Source organism: Bacillus sp. B4EP4a, assembly GCF_006680105.1.
Classification (GTDB): domain Bacteria; phylum Bacillota; class Bacilli; order Bacillales; family DSM-1321; genus Peribacillus; species Peribacillus simplex_E.
This window is the reverse complement of sequence record NZ_VHIK01000003.1, coordinates 1-14,440: the sequence shown is the minus strand read 5'-3', so window position 1 is coordinate 14,440 and position 14,440 is coordinate 1. Positions and strand designations below refer to the sequence as shown.

Sequence of the window (14,440 nt, the reverse complement as noted above, 5' to 3'; positions counted from 1 at the left end):
CGATAAAAATGGGAAAAATCATACAGCTTGATGAGGCTTTATCAAATAAAATCGCAGCTGGCGAAGTTGTTGAACGCCCAGCCTCAGTCGTTAAGGAACTTGTGGAAAACGCAATAGATGCAAACAGTACCATTATAGAGATTGAATTGGTGGAGGCTGGACTTGGTTCCATTCGGATCGTGGATAATGGCGATGGGATTTTGGCTGATGACATAGAAGCGGCATTTAAACGCCATGCCACAAGTAAAATAAAAGATGAAAATGATCTTTTCCGAATTCGAACACTTGGCTTCCGCGGTGAAGCAATGCCCAGTATTGCTTCAGTTTCCCGTTTTGAAATGAAAAGCAGCACAGGCGAAGGTGTGGGAACGCGCATACTTCTTGAAGGCGGCATGGTTAAGGAACTCGAGGCTTCATCAAGCCGGAAAGGAACGGATATCCTGGTTTCCGACTTGTTTTACAATACTCCTGCAAGGTTGAAATACATGAAAACCATTCATACCGAGCTAGGAAATATTACGGATGTCGCTAACAGGCTCGCACTTTCGCATCCGGATGTTTCTATCCGGTTATCACACAACGAGAAGCGAATCCTGCATACGAATGGTAACGGTGATGTCAGGCAGGTGCTAGCCGCAATCTATGGTACGAATATTGCCAAAAAGATGATTCCGGTTCAGGCAAGCTCCTTGGACTTCAAATTATCCGGATATATCGTTATGCCTGAGGTCACCCGGGCTTCAAGGAATTATATTTCAACCATGATAAACGGCCGCTTCATTAAAAACTATGCGCTGGTGAAAGCAATCCTGGATGGATACCATACACTTCTTCCAATTGGGCGTTTTCCAATTGCTTTGTTGAATATTGAAATGGATCCGATTCTTGTCGATGTCAATGTACATCCATCCAAAATGGAGGTAAGGCTCAGCAAGGAACAGGAATTGTACAGTCTTGTATCGGAAACGATCAAATCTTCGTTTAAAAAGATGTCTCTAATACCAAGTGGATATACACCAACACCAAAGCCGGAGCAGGTGAAAAGTGAGCAAACTACGCTGGAATTGGACCATGTTGTGGAAAGCGGCAAGCGGGTCCTTGAAGAAGCCAAGAAAGAAGCTTCACTCTTGAAGGATACCTTGATTCGGGAAAAGCAGGAACAAAAGAGTTACGTGGATCATAATGAAGATTTCAATCTTGAACCAATAAAGGAAATAATCTATAGCAATGAACAGCAGCAAATGGCAGATGCCTATATTCCGGTCTTACAAGATGATGAAAGCAAACCAAATTACGAGTCAGCTGAAAAGTATACAACCTATACTGTCGAACAAGAGGAAGAAATTGAGGTAAATGAACCGGAAAGCCGCATCCCTCCCATGTACCCAATTGGGCAAATGCATGGAACCTATATTTTCGCCCAAAACGAAAAAGGTTTGTACATCATAGACCAACATGCTGCCCAGGAACGGATCAAATACGAATATTTTAAAGAAAAGGTCGGACGTGTTGAAAACGAGCTACAGGATATGCTGGTTCCCATCACCCTTGAATTTTCAACAGACCAATGTATCAGGATAAATGAATATCGGCATGAATTGGAAAAAGTCGGCGTCTATTTAGAAGAGTTTGGCTATAACGCCTATATTGTCCGATCTCATCCACAATGGTTCCCTAAAGGAATTGAACAGGAAATCCTTGAGGAAATGATAGAACAATTGCTATCGATGAAAAAGGTCGACATCAAAAAATTGCGTGAAGAAGCAGCCATCATGATGAGCTGTAAAGCCTCAATAAAGGCAAACCGTCATCTGCGCAATGATGAAATCCAAGCACTATTGGATGAACTAAGGCGGACAACCGATCCCTTCACATGTCCTCATGGAAGACCTATCATCATCTCTTATTCCATTTATGAAATGGAGAAAATGTTCAAAAGGATCATGTAATGAAAAGCAATGGAGAACCCTTATGTACGGGGTTCTCCATTGCCTTTTTCGATTCTGATTTATTAGACGCCATCCATGAAAGGGATATAGGGCTTGGACAGGGTTAATTAAGTTCACAACACTTATCTTCAATAATAATAATATGGGGGAGTGGGCTGGAATTGATAGTTGTATGCCGGGGCAGTATACATTTGGTTATCATAGTGATTATTATATTGCGGATATTGCTGCATGTCTTCTTCGGACGCTCGATGGCAGTTGGCTGGCGGACCGATGAATGTTGAGGGTTGAACTGGCGCAATTGCTTTTTTCCATTGGTTTTCATCCATGCAATACGTATGTGCCATAATATTTGCAGGTGTCAATTTTAAGATATCCGAACCCAGGATCACCTCAGGTGTTGGTGCATTAAATATGGCCAGCAGGTGAGTATTATCCATATTAGCCACTTCATAATGCCACCAACCTTGTGGAACATTGGCTACTTGGCCAGGTTTAATGGGGTAATTTTGTATTTGCTTAGTAAAAGGATTCAGTAATGAAACGGTTGCAGCTCCAGAAATGCAATACACTAGCTCTGCAGCATTTTGGTGATAATGCGGTTCTACGACATTGTTTGAACTAAGGTAAATATCTAATAGAGAAACATTTTCGAGTGTGTTCAATTGTTTGATACCTAATACATTTATATAGTTTTGATTGTCTTTTTTCATTAAATTGCTTTTATTAACATCAAAAAAGTATTGTGTGGATGGTGAAGTATAGTCCATATAGGAAACCATGAATTTATCATTCCTTTTTTTAATACTTGATTTTTCAGGATATGTTAAATCTCATTTTAATGTGCAATAACCCAGTGGGTTATTTGCTCATGGAGCTAATAAGGAGTGCTGATGGTCCCGACATCGAATGAATGAGATGCAGTGATTTCATGTAACGAATAGGCCGAAAACAGATGGTTATGAGATAAATGTTATTTTTATATATTATAAAATCGAAACTACTAATCTGATTATTGGATATAATCAAACTTTTGATAAGCAGAATTTTCCCATTGCGTGACTTTAAATTACAGTGATATAATGTTCTTTATGATTTTAAAGTTTAACATAGGAAGTGGCTAAATTGTCGAACAATTCAAAAGAGAGTAAATTCGTCCCGTACGTCTCTGCATCTAAATCTCTACCGGAATTGACTGCAACTGCAATCATTCTAGGGATCATTCTTGCAATCGTATTCGGGGCGGCAAATGCATACTTAGGCCTACTTATTGGTTTAACTGTCTCTGCTTCAATACCCGCAGCGGTAATTTCAATGGCTATCTTAAGAGGGGTTTTTCGCAGGGATTCAATATTAGAAAACAATATTGTGCAAACGATGACCACGGCAGGTGAGGCTATTGGTGCCGGTGCTGTATTTACCATACCAGCACTATTCATGTGGGACATGGACGTGAGTCAAGCATTCATCATTTTCGTTGTATTAACTGGGGGATTTTTAGGGGTCTTCATGATGGTTCCCCTTCGACAGCTTTTGATTGTAAGGGAACATGAAACATTACCATATCCTGAAGGTACGGCATGTGCCGAGGTCCTGAAATCAGGAGAAAAGGGTGGTACAAGCGCGAAACTAATCGGAGCCGGTTTGGTTATCGGCGGTGTCGTTAAAGGGCTTGGTGATGGGTTTAAGCTTTTCAAGACAGAGGTTGAAACAGGAATCACGAATTTTAAAAATGCAGTGGTTGGTCTTGATGCCTTTCCTTCCCTTTTGGGTGTAGGTTATATTATTGGACCGCGTGTTGCAGGACAAATGCTAGGTGGGGGTTTATTAGCCTGGGTCGTTCTAATACCGGCCATCAGCTTTTTTGGCGGAAGCAATGGAACAGCCATTTTCCCTTCTGATGTACCGATCGGTGAATTGGATGCATGGGGAATTTGGGATAATTATATACGCTATATTGGTGCTGGTGCCGTTGCAACTGGCGGATTAATCACATTGATCAAAACATTACCAATACTTTTCAGTTCAGTTTTTGATACTCTTAAAGGCGTAAAAGCCAATAAAGGACAACTAAAATCAGGTTCAATCCGTACAGAACAAGACATGCCGGCTAAATACGTTTGGCTGGGAACGATCATCGTAATTTTAATCATTGCTTTCACACCTATAACAGATGTAGGAATCATCGGTGCGATTGCAATTGCGATTTTTGGATTTTTATTCGTAACAGTGGCTTCAAGGGTTGTTGGAATCGTCGGAAGTTCTTCTTCCCCTGTTTCTGGAATGACGATAGCTACACTATTGATTGTGGCCATTGTCTATAAAGCTACTGGTTTTACTGGTACGACTGGAATGGTAGCCGCATTAACCGTCGCGGCGATCATTTGTACAGCACTTGCGGTTTCAGGTGATGTTTCACAAGATCTAAAAACAGGATATATAGTCGGCGGAACACCATGGAAACAACAAGTTGCCATGATGATCGGTGTTGTTGCGTCCGCTTCGGTCATTGGTTTTATCCTGGTTCTGATGGATAATGCATATACGATGGGATCTGCAGAACTACCTGCACCTAAAGCGGCACTAATGAAAATACTTGCTGAAGGTGTTCTTGGGGGGGATTTACCTTGGACTCTCATCTTTATCGGTGCTGCTATTTCCATCACATTAGAGTTTTTCGGTCTGAATTCACTTGTTGTTGCAGTCGGCATTTACTTGCCGGTCCATACTAGTGCCCCAATCATGATCGGTGGATTTATTCGATTCTTCGTTGAGTTCTTCTCGAAAACAAAAGAAGCGCTTAAAGCACGGGTTGATAGAGGGGTATTATTTGCCTCAGGTTTAATTGCAGGTGAATCATTGATTGGTGTACTTATTGCCATATTGATCGCAGCAGGTGTCCAAGTTCCGGCTGCGGCTAAATTAGCCAGCAATTTGCTGCCATTCTTACTATTCCTAGCTCTAGCTGGATTGCTATGGTTCGTATCCAGCAAAGGGAAAAAAGAAGATGCTTCATAAACGCCAATCAAAAAAGAGGAACCTGTTAACTATGGTTCCCCTTTTGGAAAGACGCGTCACTATGGTACATGAATCTTCGGAAGCAACTTTTTTGGTCATTCAAAGGACCAATTTTGTGGAACGAATTACAATTCGTTTCTTTAAACAACCATCAGTCCGTAAAATCAAGCTTGATAAGTTTGGGGCATATGCCATTAAACAGATGCAGTTCCAAAGGAATGTAAATCAGATTTCTGAAGCGATGAGTGAACATTTTGGTGAGGAAGCAGAACCAGCCTTACCGCGGTTGATGAAGTTTCTGGAAATTCTTGAGGTTCATGATTGGATCATATGGAATGATGAAGAAGAAAAATGAAAAAAAGCTGAAGCTCTTTTTGAAGCTTCAGCTTTTTTCTGTTTTGGATTTGGTAAACAAAATTTTCATTAAGTTTATGACATTCTAATGATCTCCATTTTAAGAAATTGGACTATAGGTATAATTATTTGTAATAACTTTATAGATATTGTATTCTTGTACTGGTAGTCATGATGAATAAAGCAGTGATATTCAATTTTGAAGAGCAGGTGGGTTATTATGGGAAGAGTACAAGGTAAAGTAGCATTAGTGACAGGTGGAGCTTCGGGTATAGGGTTATCCATATCCACACTGATGGCTAAAGAAGGCGCAAAAGTCGTGATTGCTGATTTTAACGAAGCAGGAGCAAAAGAAGCGGCCGAAAACATTAAAAAACAAGGTGGGGAAGCGGCTGGAGTATTCTTGGATGCTGGACAAGCAGATTCTATCCAGGCAGCAGTCGACTTTACAATTGAACAATATGGTACGGTTACGGTACTTGTTAATAATGTGGGTTTAACTAACCTGCATAAAGATCTGGATGTCGTGAATTTAGATTTGGAAGAATGGGACCGACTTATGGATGTGAATTTAAAAAGTGTCTTATTGGGAAGCAGGTTTGCAATTCCTCACATGATTAAAGTGGGAGGGGGATCGATAATCAATACTGCCTCGATGGCTGGGTTTACAGGTGACTCCATACGATCTGCATATGGTGCGTCCAAAGCGGGGGTAGTGAATTTGACCCGTTATATCGCTGCACAGTATGGTAAAGATCATATTCGTTGTAATGGAGTGGCACCAGGCCTTATTTTAACTCCTGCAGCGAAAAATAATATGCCTCCGGCCGTACTCGATATTTTTGCCAAATTTAATGCATTGCCATATCATGGTGAAGCGGATGATATCGGATATACAGTTCTATTCCTTGCATCTGATGAGTCCAAATTCATTACAGGTCAGACGATCCAAGTAGAAGGCGGTCATTATATGGCAAACCCAAGCATCTCTGATTTTAATGATTATGTAACTAAAGCAAAATCCAATTAATTGTCTGGACATTCATATAACAAAACTTTACCCTGGATAAGATTAGCCTTATCCGGGGTTTTTAATTAGGAAGCCCTAAATTTAAAAAAACATGAAGCAGGTGCAGATAACTATGGAAGTAACGAATTATGATGAAATGCTGAACATCAAGACGGAAGGTGAACAAAAAAAATTCAATGATTCTTTGCATTATCACCGCTATGAACCTACGCCATACAGTGCATTAGAACATTTATTCAAAAAATATGCACTGAAAAGAAATGATCGCATTGTGGATTTTGGATGCGGTAAAGGGCGCTTGAATTTTTTTATCCATCACTTATATCAATCATCTGTGGTTGGCGTGGAGATGAATGAAAATTTCTATAAAGAAGCGATCGAGAATCTGAATGGCTACATGAAGAAAAGGAAAAACAACAATGGAAATATAGAATTCCACTGTTGTTTGGCAGAAGAATATGATATTGATACGAAAGACAATCGTTTTTATTTCTTTAATCCGTTCTCGGTACAGATTTTCATGAAAATCATCAATAACATTTTGCTTTCCTTTGAAAAAGAACCGCGCCAAATAGAACTTATATTATTTTATCCTTCACAGGATTATATTTTTTTCCTCGAAAATCAAACCGCCTTCGAGCTGAAAAACGAAGTGATGTTACCTGGCTTGACTGAATCTAATCCTTTTGAGAAATTCGTCATGTATGAATTGTTGAATTGAATGGAGACACGTTTTTTTTGGTGATAATCAAGTAAATATTAAAAGCAACCAAGCAATCATTGGTGCTTGGGTGCAATGAGTGAAGCCATTAAAGATGCTTAATTTACAGCATATTGTAAAATCTTTTGAGACTGTGATTCATATTGTTTTTCTATATAAATTTGATGCCAAATCATAAAAGTTAAAATGGTCCAGAGCTTCCGGCTGTTGTCCGTATATCCCTAGTCTATTAGATTAGTTTATTATGCAATATTTATCAATTTTACCCATTTAATCAATGTATTTGTAATTATGTAAATATATATATCCAGGTGCGCAACGAAAAAAGGCAATCGTTATGATTTCCTCTCATAATGTAGTCGAATTCGATGAAAAGCCAGTTTGCCTACAGAGTTTTTTTAATAAGTTCCAGTTGGTTTCAGAAATTCGCTCTCTTTCCGCAGATTGTCTGCAAAGCCTCATCAAAGCAAGCATCCAGCGGAGACTTGTCGGCAGGAGTATCGCAAATTACTTCAATCTTGTGAGGGTTTCATCAGTAAAAAATGTCTCCTTTTAAAAATCATGATTCGGTGTGAGCATTCCGTATTAGAATCAATATGCCGTATAAAAAGTATACAAAAAAATGGGATGCCTTAATTAATAAGGCATCCCATTTTTTTATATATTTATAATCAATAGTTCCGCTCGATGACAAAGTGTGCACGATCGCCTCTAAAGAGAGTTTTAGAGAATTCAATGACCGATCCGTCATTCTCATATGTGTAAGTTTCTAAGGAAAAACAAGGTGAACCGTTCGGCACATCCAATTTGTCAGAAATGGAATCGTCGGCAAGTGAAAACTCCAAGTGTTCGACTGTTTTTTTTACTTTTAAATTAAATTGTGTCTCAAGTACTTTAAAGAGTGATTTTTCGCAGGCTTCGATATTTAGCCCGGGTGTTTTATACCAAGGGAGAAAGGCAATTTCATATTGAAGGGGGATGTCGTTTACGTAACGTATCCGTTCCAGTTTATTTACGGGGTCTCCAATATTTTGTTTGAAAAGCTTGGCAAGGGTAGCATTTGCTTCAATCACCTTTAAGCTAATGACCTTTGTAGAAGGGTTTTTTCCTTGCATCGTGACTTGCTCAGAGAACTTTTCAACCGTGCTTGTAAGAAATTGCTTCACTTTATTCTCCGAAACGAAAGTCCCTTTGCCTTGAACACGGTAGATGTAGCCTTCGACGTTCAATTGCTGTAAGGCCGTACGAACTGTTGTCCTGCTTACTCCGTATATTTTACAAAATTCGGCCTCAGTCGGTAATTTTGTATTTGGTTGATATTCGCCATTTTTTATGAGATCGATAATCGATTCCTTAACTATGGAATGCAATGCCGCTTCTTTATTCATGGTCTCCACAGTGATTCCTCCTATGTTCATTCCCAATCTATACATATAGATTATCTCGGATAAGTTCAATAATCAACTTTAAATCGAAAATTTGTAGTAACAAATTAAAAATTGTGTTGATATTTTTTCAATTTGTAACTACAATGTATGTATGAGGGTAATAATACCCATTTCATATAGCCTTTCAAGGGAAGTGATAAAACAAAGTAACATGGATTATTACAAAAATGCGGTTTAGTCTTACTTAAAAATACTGAATAATCAATCATTAAAAAGGGGGGTAATTTCAATGAATATCTTATTATGTTGTTCTGCGGGGATGTCTACTAGTTTATTAGTTACCAAGATGGAGGAAAGCGCTAAAAAACAAGGGATAGAATGTCGTATATGGGCTGTGGGTTCTACAGAAGTGAACAATGAAATAGATAAGGCCGATGTGATTTTATTAGGTCCGCAGGTTAGATATCTTCTTTCCAAGTTACAGGAAGCGGGGAAAGAAAAGGGTATTCCAGTCGCAACCATCAATCCAATGTTCTATGGACTATGTAATGGTGAAGAAGTATTAAAACAAGCCACTACTTTAATAAAAGGAGAATAAGGATATGATGACTTTTATTGATAAGTATATTATGCCTGGGGCGGTAAAGGTAGGAAATAACCGGCATTTGCTTGCGATTCGTGACGCATTGATTGGAATGATAGCGATTACAATGATTGGGTCATTCGCCGTCCTGTTTAATAATCTCGGGCAAGTCATCAGGCCTTACGGAAGAATGATGGAGGCCATCTTCGGTCCTGCATGGAATACGCTGGGCGGTGATATTTGGTTTGGAACCTTTGCATTCATGACGGTATTTGCGGTATTCGGCATCTCTTATAAATTGGCACGATCATACGGTGACGATGGTTTTGAAGCGATGCTGGTTTCCGCAGCCTGTTTCTTCTTATTATTGCCTCAAATCGGAAATGTCACTTTAACCATCGATGATAAGGATGTAACAGGCGGGGCATGGGGTTTTGTAAGCGTTAACTATTTTAATGCAACAGCCCTATTTACAGGTATTGTCGTTGCCTTAATTGCCACTGAAATCTTTGTGAGACTTTCACGAGTGAAATATTTAGTCATCAAGCTGCCTGATGGAGTACCCCCAGCGGTAGCACGTTCATTTGCAAAGTTAGTGCCGGGTATGGCGACGATCTTTATCGCTGGTGTATTCGGACTGCTATTCCGTAAAATTACGGATGGGCAGATACTGAATGACTGGCTTAGTAAAGTGATTGTATCTCCATTACAAAGTGCAGTAGATTCACTGCCATTCGCTATTTTACTAGTATTTCTTGTTCATTTATTATGGATGATCGGTTTGCATGGACCCAATATCCTTGGCGGGATCACGACACCGCTTTTTGAAAGTTCGGGAGTGAAAAATATCGATTTATATGCAAAAGGCGTCAAAGACATGGATCAATACGGGGTATTGGCGGGTTCTTTCCTGGATGCATTTGTTTATTTAGGCGGATCTGGTGCAACATTGGGCCTTATCATTGCAATGATCATTGCCGGTCGGAAACGGTATAAACAGATGATTGCACTCGGAGGGGCACCAGGAGTGTTCCAGATTAACGAACCCATTCTTTTCGGATTGCCTATCGTTCTGAATCCAATGTGGTTCATCCCATTTGTTCTCGGCCCGGTAATTACAACTGTGATTTCTTATATCGCAGTAAGCAGCGGAATGGTTTTCCCAATTGTCGCCAAGATTCCATGGGTTACCCCTCCGATCGTGGGTGGATTCCTGGCAACAGGCGGGCATATGTCCGGAGCGGTCTTGGCTGCAATCAACTTAGTCATTTCAACAGCGATTTATTTACCATTCGTTTATGCTCAAGTGAAGATAGACACCAAAAATAAAACAGAGCTTACAAAAGATTCAGAAACGCTAAGCGTTTAAGAAAGAAGTGATGAAAATGGAAAAAGAAGAATTATACCAACTATCCTTTCAATTGATTTTATATAGCGGGAATGCGAGAAGCTTTGCAATGGAAGCGATGCAGGAAGCAAAGAAAAGGAATTTTGATTCTGCTCGCGTGAAAATAGCCGAAGCTGAAACAGAATTACTGCAGGCCCATAAATACCAAACCCAATTAATCCATGCTGAGGCGGGCGGGGACCAATTTGATCTTCCCATTATCCTGGTGCATGCACAAGATCATTTAATGACAGCGATGACTATAAAGGATCTTGCAATTGAAATGATTGATCTACGCGAAGAATTCTTACATGCAGATGCTGTGAAGGAGAGGACTGCTGAATGAGCAAGGGGTTGAAGATTGTCACGATTGGCGGAGGTTCGAGCTATACGCCTGAATTGATTGAAGGTTTCATCAAATATCATGAAAAACTTCCTGTAAGTGAAATTTGGCTCGTGGACATCGAAGCGGGAAAGGAAAAGCTAGAAATTGTCGGGAATTTGGCAAAAAGGATGATTGAAAAGGCTGGTGTGAATATTGAAGTCCATCTCACGCTAGACAGAAAGAAAGCGCTTAAAGGCGCTGATTATGTAACAACCCAGCTGCGGGTTGGCCAGCTCGCAGCAAGGGCGCTTGATGAAAAGATTCCATTGAAACACGGAGTGATCGGACAGGAGACGAATGGACCAGGCGGGCTTTTCAAGGCTTTTAGAACGATTCCCGTCATTCTGGATATTGCTCATGAAATGGAGGAATTATGTCCGGAAGCATGGCTGATTAACTTCACGAATCCTGCAGGAATGGTAACGGAAGCAGTTCTGCGTCACAGTAATATTTCCAAAATCATCGGCCTTTGCAATGTGCCGATTGGTATGGAACGAGGTGTTGCGGATTTAATGGATGTAGAGCCATCAAGAGTCCGGATCGACTTTGCTGGCTTGAACCATATGGTTTACGGCTTGGATGTATTCGTTGATGGCGAGAGTGTCAAAGATCAAATCATCCATTTGATTACAGATCCATCTAATGCTGTTACGATGAAGAATATCCATGCAATGGGCTGGGAACCGGAATTCCTAAGAGCGTTAAACCTATTTCCGTGTCCATACCACAACTACTATTATAAAACGGGAGATGTGCTAGCCCAAGAATTGAAGGATGCAGAAAAAGGGGAAACACGTGCAGAGGTCGTTCAAAGACTTGAAACAGGTTTATTCGAGCTATACAAAGACAAGGATCTGGCAATCAAGCCGCCGCAGCTTGAAGAGCGCGGAGGTGCGTACTACAGTGATGCTGCTGTGCGGTTGATTTGCTCGATGCATACTGATAAGCGAGATATTCAAGCGGTAAATACCGTAAATCATGGTGCGATTGAAGGCATTCCCTATGGCTCGGCGATTGAAACCAGTTGCGTGATAACTAAGGATGGTCCTAAGCCAATCAATGTAGGTGAGCTTCCTGTCGCAGTCCGCGGTTTAATTCAGCAAATCAAATCCTTTGAAAGGGTAGCCATCGAAGCTGCAATTACAGGGGACTATGATACTGCGTTGCTTGCCATGACGATCAATCCACTCGTTCCAAGTGATCGGGTTGCAAAACTTATCTTAGACGAAATGTTGGAGGCGCATAAAGAGTATTTGCCGCAGTTTTTTGAAAAAAAGGAGTTGCAGGATAATTTATCATGATTGAAGTCCTTGTAAATGCAGATGATTTCGGGTTAACTAAAGCGGTGAATTATGGGATTTTGGATAGCCACAAATATGGAATTGTCAATTCGGCAACGATCATGATGAATGCGAAAGCAACGGAGCATGCGATTGAAATCGCAAAGAAGACACCTTCGTTGAAGGTAGGTATACACTTAGTGCTGACATGGGGTAAACCTTTATTGAGTGATGTTCCAAGTTTAGTTGACGAATCAGGTTTCTTTAAAAAGCAAGGGTTGATATATGGGGATCCTGCCGGTATTTCCTTGAGGGAATTGGAGAGGGAGTGGTCAGCACAAATCGAAAGATTCTTGGAATTTGGTCTATTTCCAACTCATTTCGACAGCCATCATCATGTACACGGGATCACAGCATTTCTACCTGTAATAAAAAAGCTGTCTGATAAATACGGATTGCCAGTGCGTAATGCCGGAAGGCACCTGGCTGGGATTCAAACCGTTACAGATATATTCCTGGACGATTTTTATGGAGATATGGTGGTTGAAGATTATTTTCAAAACTTGAAGGGGAGGGTAACGGATGGGGCGAGCGTGGAGATAATGACCCATCCTGCTTATATGGATGAAGAATTGATGGAAGTCTCCTCTTATAATGATAAACGCCTGAAAGAAACCCGGATTTTGACGAATGCAAAATTACCTGAGGGATTTTCCCTTAGATTCAGCATCAACCAAGTTAAGATTTGATTTCTTAAATTACAAAAGAGGACCATTCATCAAATGATGAATGGTCCTTTTAAATTCAATGAGTGCTATATCTAAAAATTAATAAGCCAAGCTGAATAGGGCTTTGATGTGTGATAGATAGCGAACATTACTTGCTTCTTTCATCAATGTAGCCGGAAGGCCTTTAAGGGAAGTGTTATTGGCCCCAACGGTTGCCACCGCATCCTTACGGCCAAGGCTCGCAAGTGTACCTGAGTTTACAGGTGAAAATTCTTCAAGTTTCTTGCCTTCAAAGGCTGCATATAGGTTGTATCCAACAAGCTCACCCATTTGCCAAGCATTTTGTGCAGTAGGAGCGTATGGACGGCCGCCTTCTGGAGGGAACGCAACGGCACTGTCCCCGACAACGAATACGTCATTATGGGATTTGGATTGCAAATACTCATTAACGGTCGCTTTACCGCGATCCACTTCAAGGCCTGATTCGCCTACGATAGGAAGAGCCGCAACTCCGCCTGTCCAAACAAGCGTATTGGCCGTTATCGTTTGTCCATCTTTCAATTCGATTTGATTTCCTTTAACACCCGTTATAGGCAGACCTGTCAAGAATTCAACGCCGCGTGCTTCCAAGCTTGTCATCGCACGTTCGATCAAGTGGTCAGGCAGGACCGGAAGGATTTTTGGACCAGCTTCTACTAGCTTGATTTTCAAGTCCTTGAAGTCCACTCCGAATTTTTTGGCGATTTTAGGGAAATGATCCACGATTTCACCGATTAACTCGACGCCCGTCAATCCGCCGCCGCCGATCACGATGGTTGCGTCCGCTTCATTATTCGTTTGTGCATATTCGCGGATGCGATCTTCGATATGTTTGTAAATCTTGTTTGCATCGTTTACGGATTTCAAGACCATGCTGTTTTCCTCAAGTCCCGGAATGCCGAAGAATCCTGTTTGGCTTCCTAAAGCAACAACCAGGGCATCATAAGATAAAGTGGAACCATTGGCAAGTTTCACTTCTTTGTTATCGACTGAGAAAGAATCCACTTTGGAAATGATAAGGTCGATATCTTTTCCTTTGAAAAGTTTTTCCAACGGAATGGAAACGGCTTGTTCAGAAATGGATCCGCCTGCAAGACGGTGCAATTCAGTGATGATTTGGTGTGTTGGAAATTGGTTTACCACTGTAACCTTTACTTCATCTTTATTGTAATATTCACGTACGGATAAGGCAGATAGCAATCCAGCGTAACCTGCACCTAAGATGACGATTTGTTTTGACATAGTTAATCCCCCGTCCTTACTGATTGAAAGTTTATCAAATTATTTTTGGTTTTTACGTTCTGAAGAGACTTCAAGAAAAGCTTGGGCGAAACGGAAAAGTTTTTGTGCTTGAGGGTCTTTCATCATTCTTAACAGACCAAAAAGACCGATCACGTCATGATTCACTTCAGCACGATCCTTAGCTTCGATGGCAGTAGCCGCAAGCCCTTTCACTGAATCGACTACAGGTGTCGCGATCTCCGAAATGGCGCTGACCGTATCGTTTTTCAAAACATCATCAGTCGCAACCGATTGAGCGAAATCATAAGACTTTGTTAAAATATTCACTAACTCAGT

14 protein-coding genes are annotated in these 14,440 nt (G+C 40.8%); 10 read left to right on the top strand and 4 right to left on the bottom strand.

Annotation, left to right across the window (positions count from 1 at the left end; all coding sequences use genetic code 11):
* Positions 1 to 8 precede the first annotated feature (8 nt).
* Positions 9 to 1,949, top strand: coding sequence for a DNA mismatch repair endonuclease MutL (gene mutL / locus FNK51_RS00535; protein ID WP_098370959.1), 1,941 nt, complete (start codon positions 9 to 11; stop codon positions 1,947 to 1,949).
* A gap of 128 nt (positions 1,950 to 2,077) precedes the next feature.
* On the opposite strand, the gene FNK51_RS00530 is transcribed toward mutL, so the two are convergent.
* On the bottom strand, positions 2,078 to 2,731 hold the full coding sequence (locus tag FNK51_RS00530; RefSeq protein WP_141992137.1) for a cupin domain-containing protein: 654 nt from the start codon (positions 2,729 to 2,731) through the stop codon (positions 2,078 to 2,080).
* Between the two features lie 343 nt (positions 2,732 to 3,074).
* On the opposite strand from FNK51_RS00530, the gene FNK51_RS00525 reads away from it, so the two are divergent.
* The 4 genes from FNK51_RS00525 to FNK51_RS00510 all read left to right on the top strand — a co-directional run bounded on the left by FNK51_RS00525 (position 3,075) and on the right by FNK51_RS00510 (position 7,072).
* Positions 3,075 to 4,967, top strand: a complete 1,893-nt coding sequence (locus FNK51_RS00525) for an OPT family oligopeptide transporter (protein WP_098370957.1) — start codon at positions 3,075 to 3,077, stop codon at positions 4,965 to 4,967.
* A complete protein-coding gene (locus FNK51_RS00520) occupies positions 4,957 to 5,322 on the top strand; it encodes a PqqD family protein (protein WP_141992136.1) in 366 nt (121 codons plus the stop codon). Before FNK51_RS00525 ends, FNK51_RS00520 begins: the two co-directional genes overlap by 11 nt.
* Before the next feature lie 219 nt (positions 5,323 to 5,541).
* A complete protein-coding gene (locus tag FNK51_RS00515) occupies positions 5,542 to 6,351 on the top strand; it encodes an SDR family NAD(P)-dependent oxidoreductase (RefSeq protein WP_141992135.1) in 810 nt (269 codons plus the stop codon).
* Between the two features lie 112 nt (positions 6,352 to 6,463).
* Entirely contained in the window at positions 6,464 to 7,072 is a 609-nt protein-coding gene (locus FNK51_RS00510; RefSeq protein WP_141992134.1) for a methyltransferase domain-containing protein, read from the top strand.
* A gap of 671 nt (positions 7,073 to 7,743) precedes the next feature.
* Here the strand turns inward: FNK51_RS00510 and FNK51_RS00505 are convergent.
* Positions 7,744 to 8,460, bottom strand: a complete 717-nt coding sequence (locus tag FNK51_RS00505; RefSeq protein ID WP_098371373.1) for a GntR family transcriptional regulator — start codon at positions 8,458 to 8,460, stop codon at positions 7,744 to 7,746.
* 289 nt (positions 8,461 to 8,749) lie between these two features.
* On the opposite strand from FNK51_RS00505, the gene FNK51_RS00500 reads away from it, so the two are divergent.
* The 5 genes from FNK51_RS00500 to chbG are packed head-to-tail and all read left to right on the top strand — an operon-like array spanning position 8,750 to position 12,844.
* Complete coding sequence (locus FNK51_RS00500) at positions 8,750 to 9,058, top strand: PTS sugar transporter subunit IIB (protein WP_076366378.1); 309 nt, start codon at positions 8,750 to 8,752, stop codon at positions 9,056 to 9,058.
* Between the two features lie 4 nt (positions 9,059 to 9,062).
* The gene (locus tag FNK51_RS00495; RefSeq protein WP_141992133.1) at positions 9,063 to 10,412 is read left to right on the top strand and encodes a PTS sugar transporter subunit IIC; all 1,350 of its coding nucleotides are present in this window, start codon (positions 9,063 to 9,065) and stop codon (positions 10,410 to 10,412) included.
* A 16-nt stretch (positions 10,413 to 10,428) separates the two neighbouring features.
* Positions 10,429 to 10,776: a PTS sugar transporter subunit IIA gene (locus FNK51_RS00490; protein ID WP_098370952.1), complete on the top strand. Its 348-nt coding sequence runs from the start codon at positions 10,429 to 10,431 to the stop codon at positions 10,774 to 10,776.
* Positions 10,773 to 12,116, top strand: a complete 1,344-nt coding sequence (locus FNK51_RS00485) for a 6-phospho-beta-glucosidase (RefSeq protein ID WP_141992132.1) — start codon at positions 10,773 to 10,775, stop codon at positions 12,114 to 12,116. Before FNK51_RS00490 ends, FNK51_RS00485 begins: the two co-directional genes overlap by 4 nt.
* Entirely contained in the window at positions 12,113 to 12,844 is a 732-nt protein-coding gene (chbG, locus tag FNK51_RS00480; protein WP_098370950.1) for a chitin disaccharide deacetylase, read from the top strand. Before FNK51_RS00485 ends, chbG begins: the two co-directional genes overlap by 4 nt.
* A gap of 78 nt (positions 12,845 to 12,922) precedes the next feature.
* Here chbG and FNK51_RS00475 read toward each other — a convergent pair whose 3' ends face one another.
* A complete protein-coding gene (locus FNK51_RS00475; RefSeq protein WP_141992131.1) occupies positions 12,923 to 14,104 on the bottom strand; it encodes an NAD(P)/FAD-dependent oxidoreductase in 1,182 nt (393 codons plus the stop codon).
* 39 nt (positions 14,105 to 14,143) lie between these two features.
* The coding region (locus FNK51_RS00470; RefSeq protein WP_141992130.1) for a helical membrane plugin domain-containing protein at positions 14,144 to 14,440 on the bottom strand (297 nt) is incomplete at its 5' end.

What these genes read in the sequence shown, in the direction of transcription:
- FNK51_RS00530 (WP_141992137.1), bottom strand. Translation starts at nt 2,731, where the DNA reads ATGGTTTCCTATATGGACTATACTTCACCATCCACACAATACTTTTTT.
- FNK51_RS00510 (WP_141992134.1), top strand. Translation starts at nt 6,464, where the DNA reads ATGGAAGTAACGAATTATGATGAAATGCTGAACATCAAGACGGAAGGT.
- FNK51_RS00490 (WP_098370952.1), top strand. Translation starts at nt 10,429, where the DNA reads ATGGAAAAAGAAGAATTATACCAACTATCCTTTCAATTGATTTTATAT.
- FNK51_RS00520 (WP_141992136.1), top strand. Translation starts at nt 4,957, where the DNA reads ATGCTTCATAAACGCCAATCAAAAAAGAGGAACCTGTTAACTATGGTT.
- FNK51_RS00515 (WP_141992135.1), top strand. Translation starts at nt 5,542, where the DNA reads ATGGGAAGAGTACAAGGTAAAGTAGCATTAGTGACAGGTGGAGCTTCG.
- chbG (WP_098370950.1), top strand. Translation starts at nt 12,113, where the DNA reads ATGATTGAAGTCCTTGTAAATGCAGATGATTTCGGGTTAACTAAAGCG.
- mutL (WP_098370959.1), top strand. Translation starts at nt 9, where the DNA reads ATGGGAAAAATCATACAGCTTGATGAGGCTTTATCAAATAAAATCGCA.
- FNK51_RS00485 (WP_141992132.1), top strand. Translation starts at nt 10,773, where the DNA reads ATGAGCAAGGGGTTGAAGATTGTCACGATTGGCGGAGGTTCGAGCTAT.
- FNK51_RS00505 (WP_098371373.1), bottom strand. Translation starts at nt 8,460, where the DNA reads ATGAATAAAGAAGCGGCATTGCATTCCATAGTTAAGGAATCGATTATC.
- FNK51_RS00500 (WP_076366378.1), top strand. Translation starts at nt 8,750, where the DNA reads ATGAATATCTTATTATGTTGTTCTGCGGGGATGTCTACTAGTTTATTA.
- FNK51_RS00495 (WP_141992133.1), top strand. Translation starts at nt 9,063, where the DNA reads ATGATGACTTTTATTGATAAGTATATTATGCCTGGGGCGGTAAAGGTA.
- FNK51_RS00475 (WP_141992131.1), bottom strand. Translation starts at nt 14,104, where the DNA reads ATGTCAAAACAAATCGTCATCTTAGGTGCAGGTTACGCTGGATTGCTA.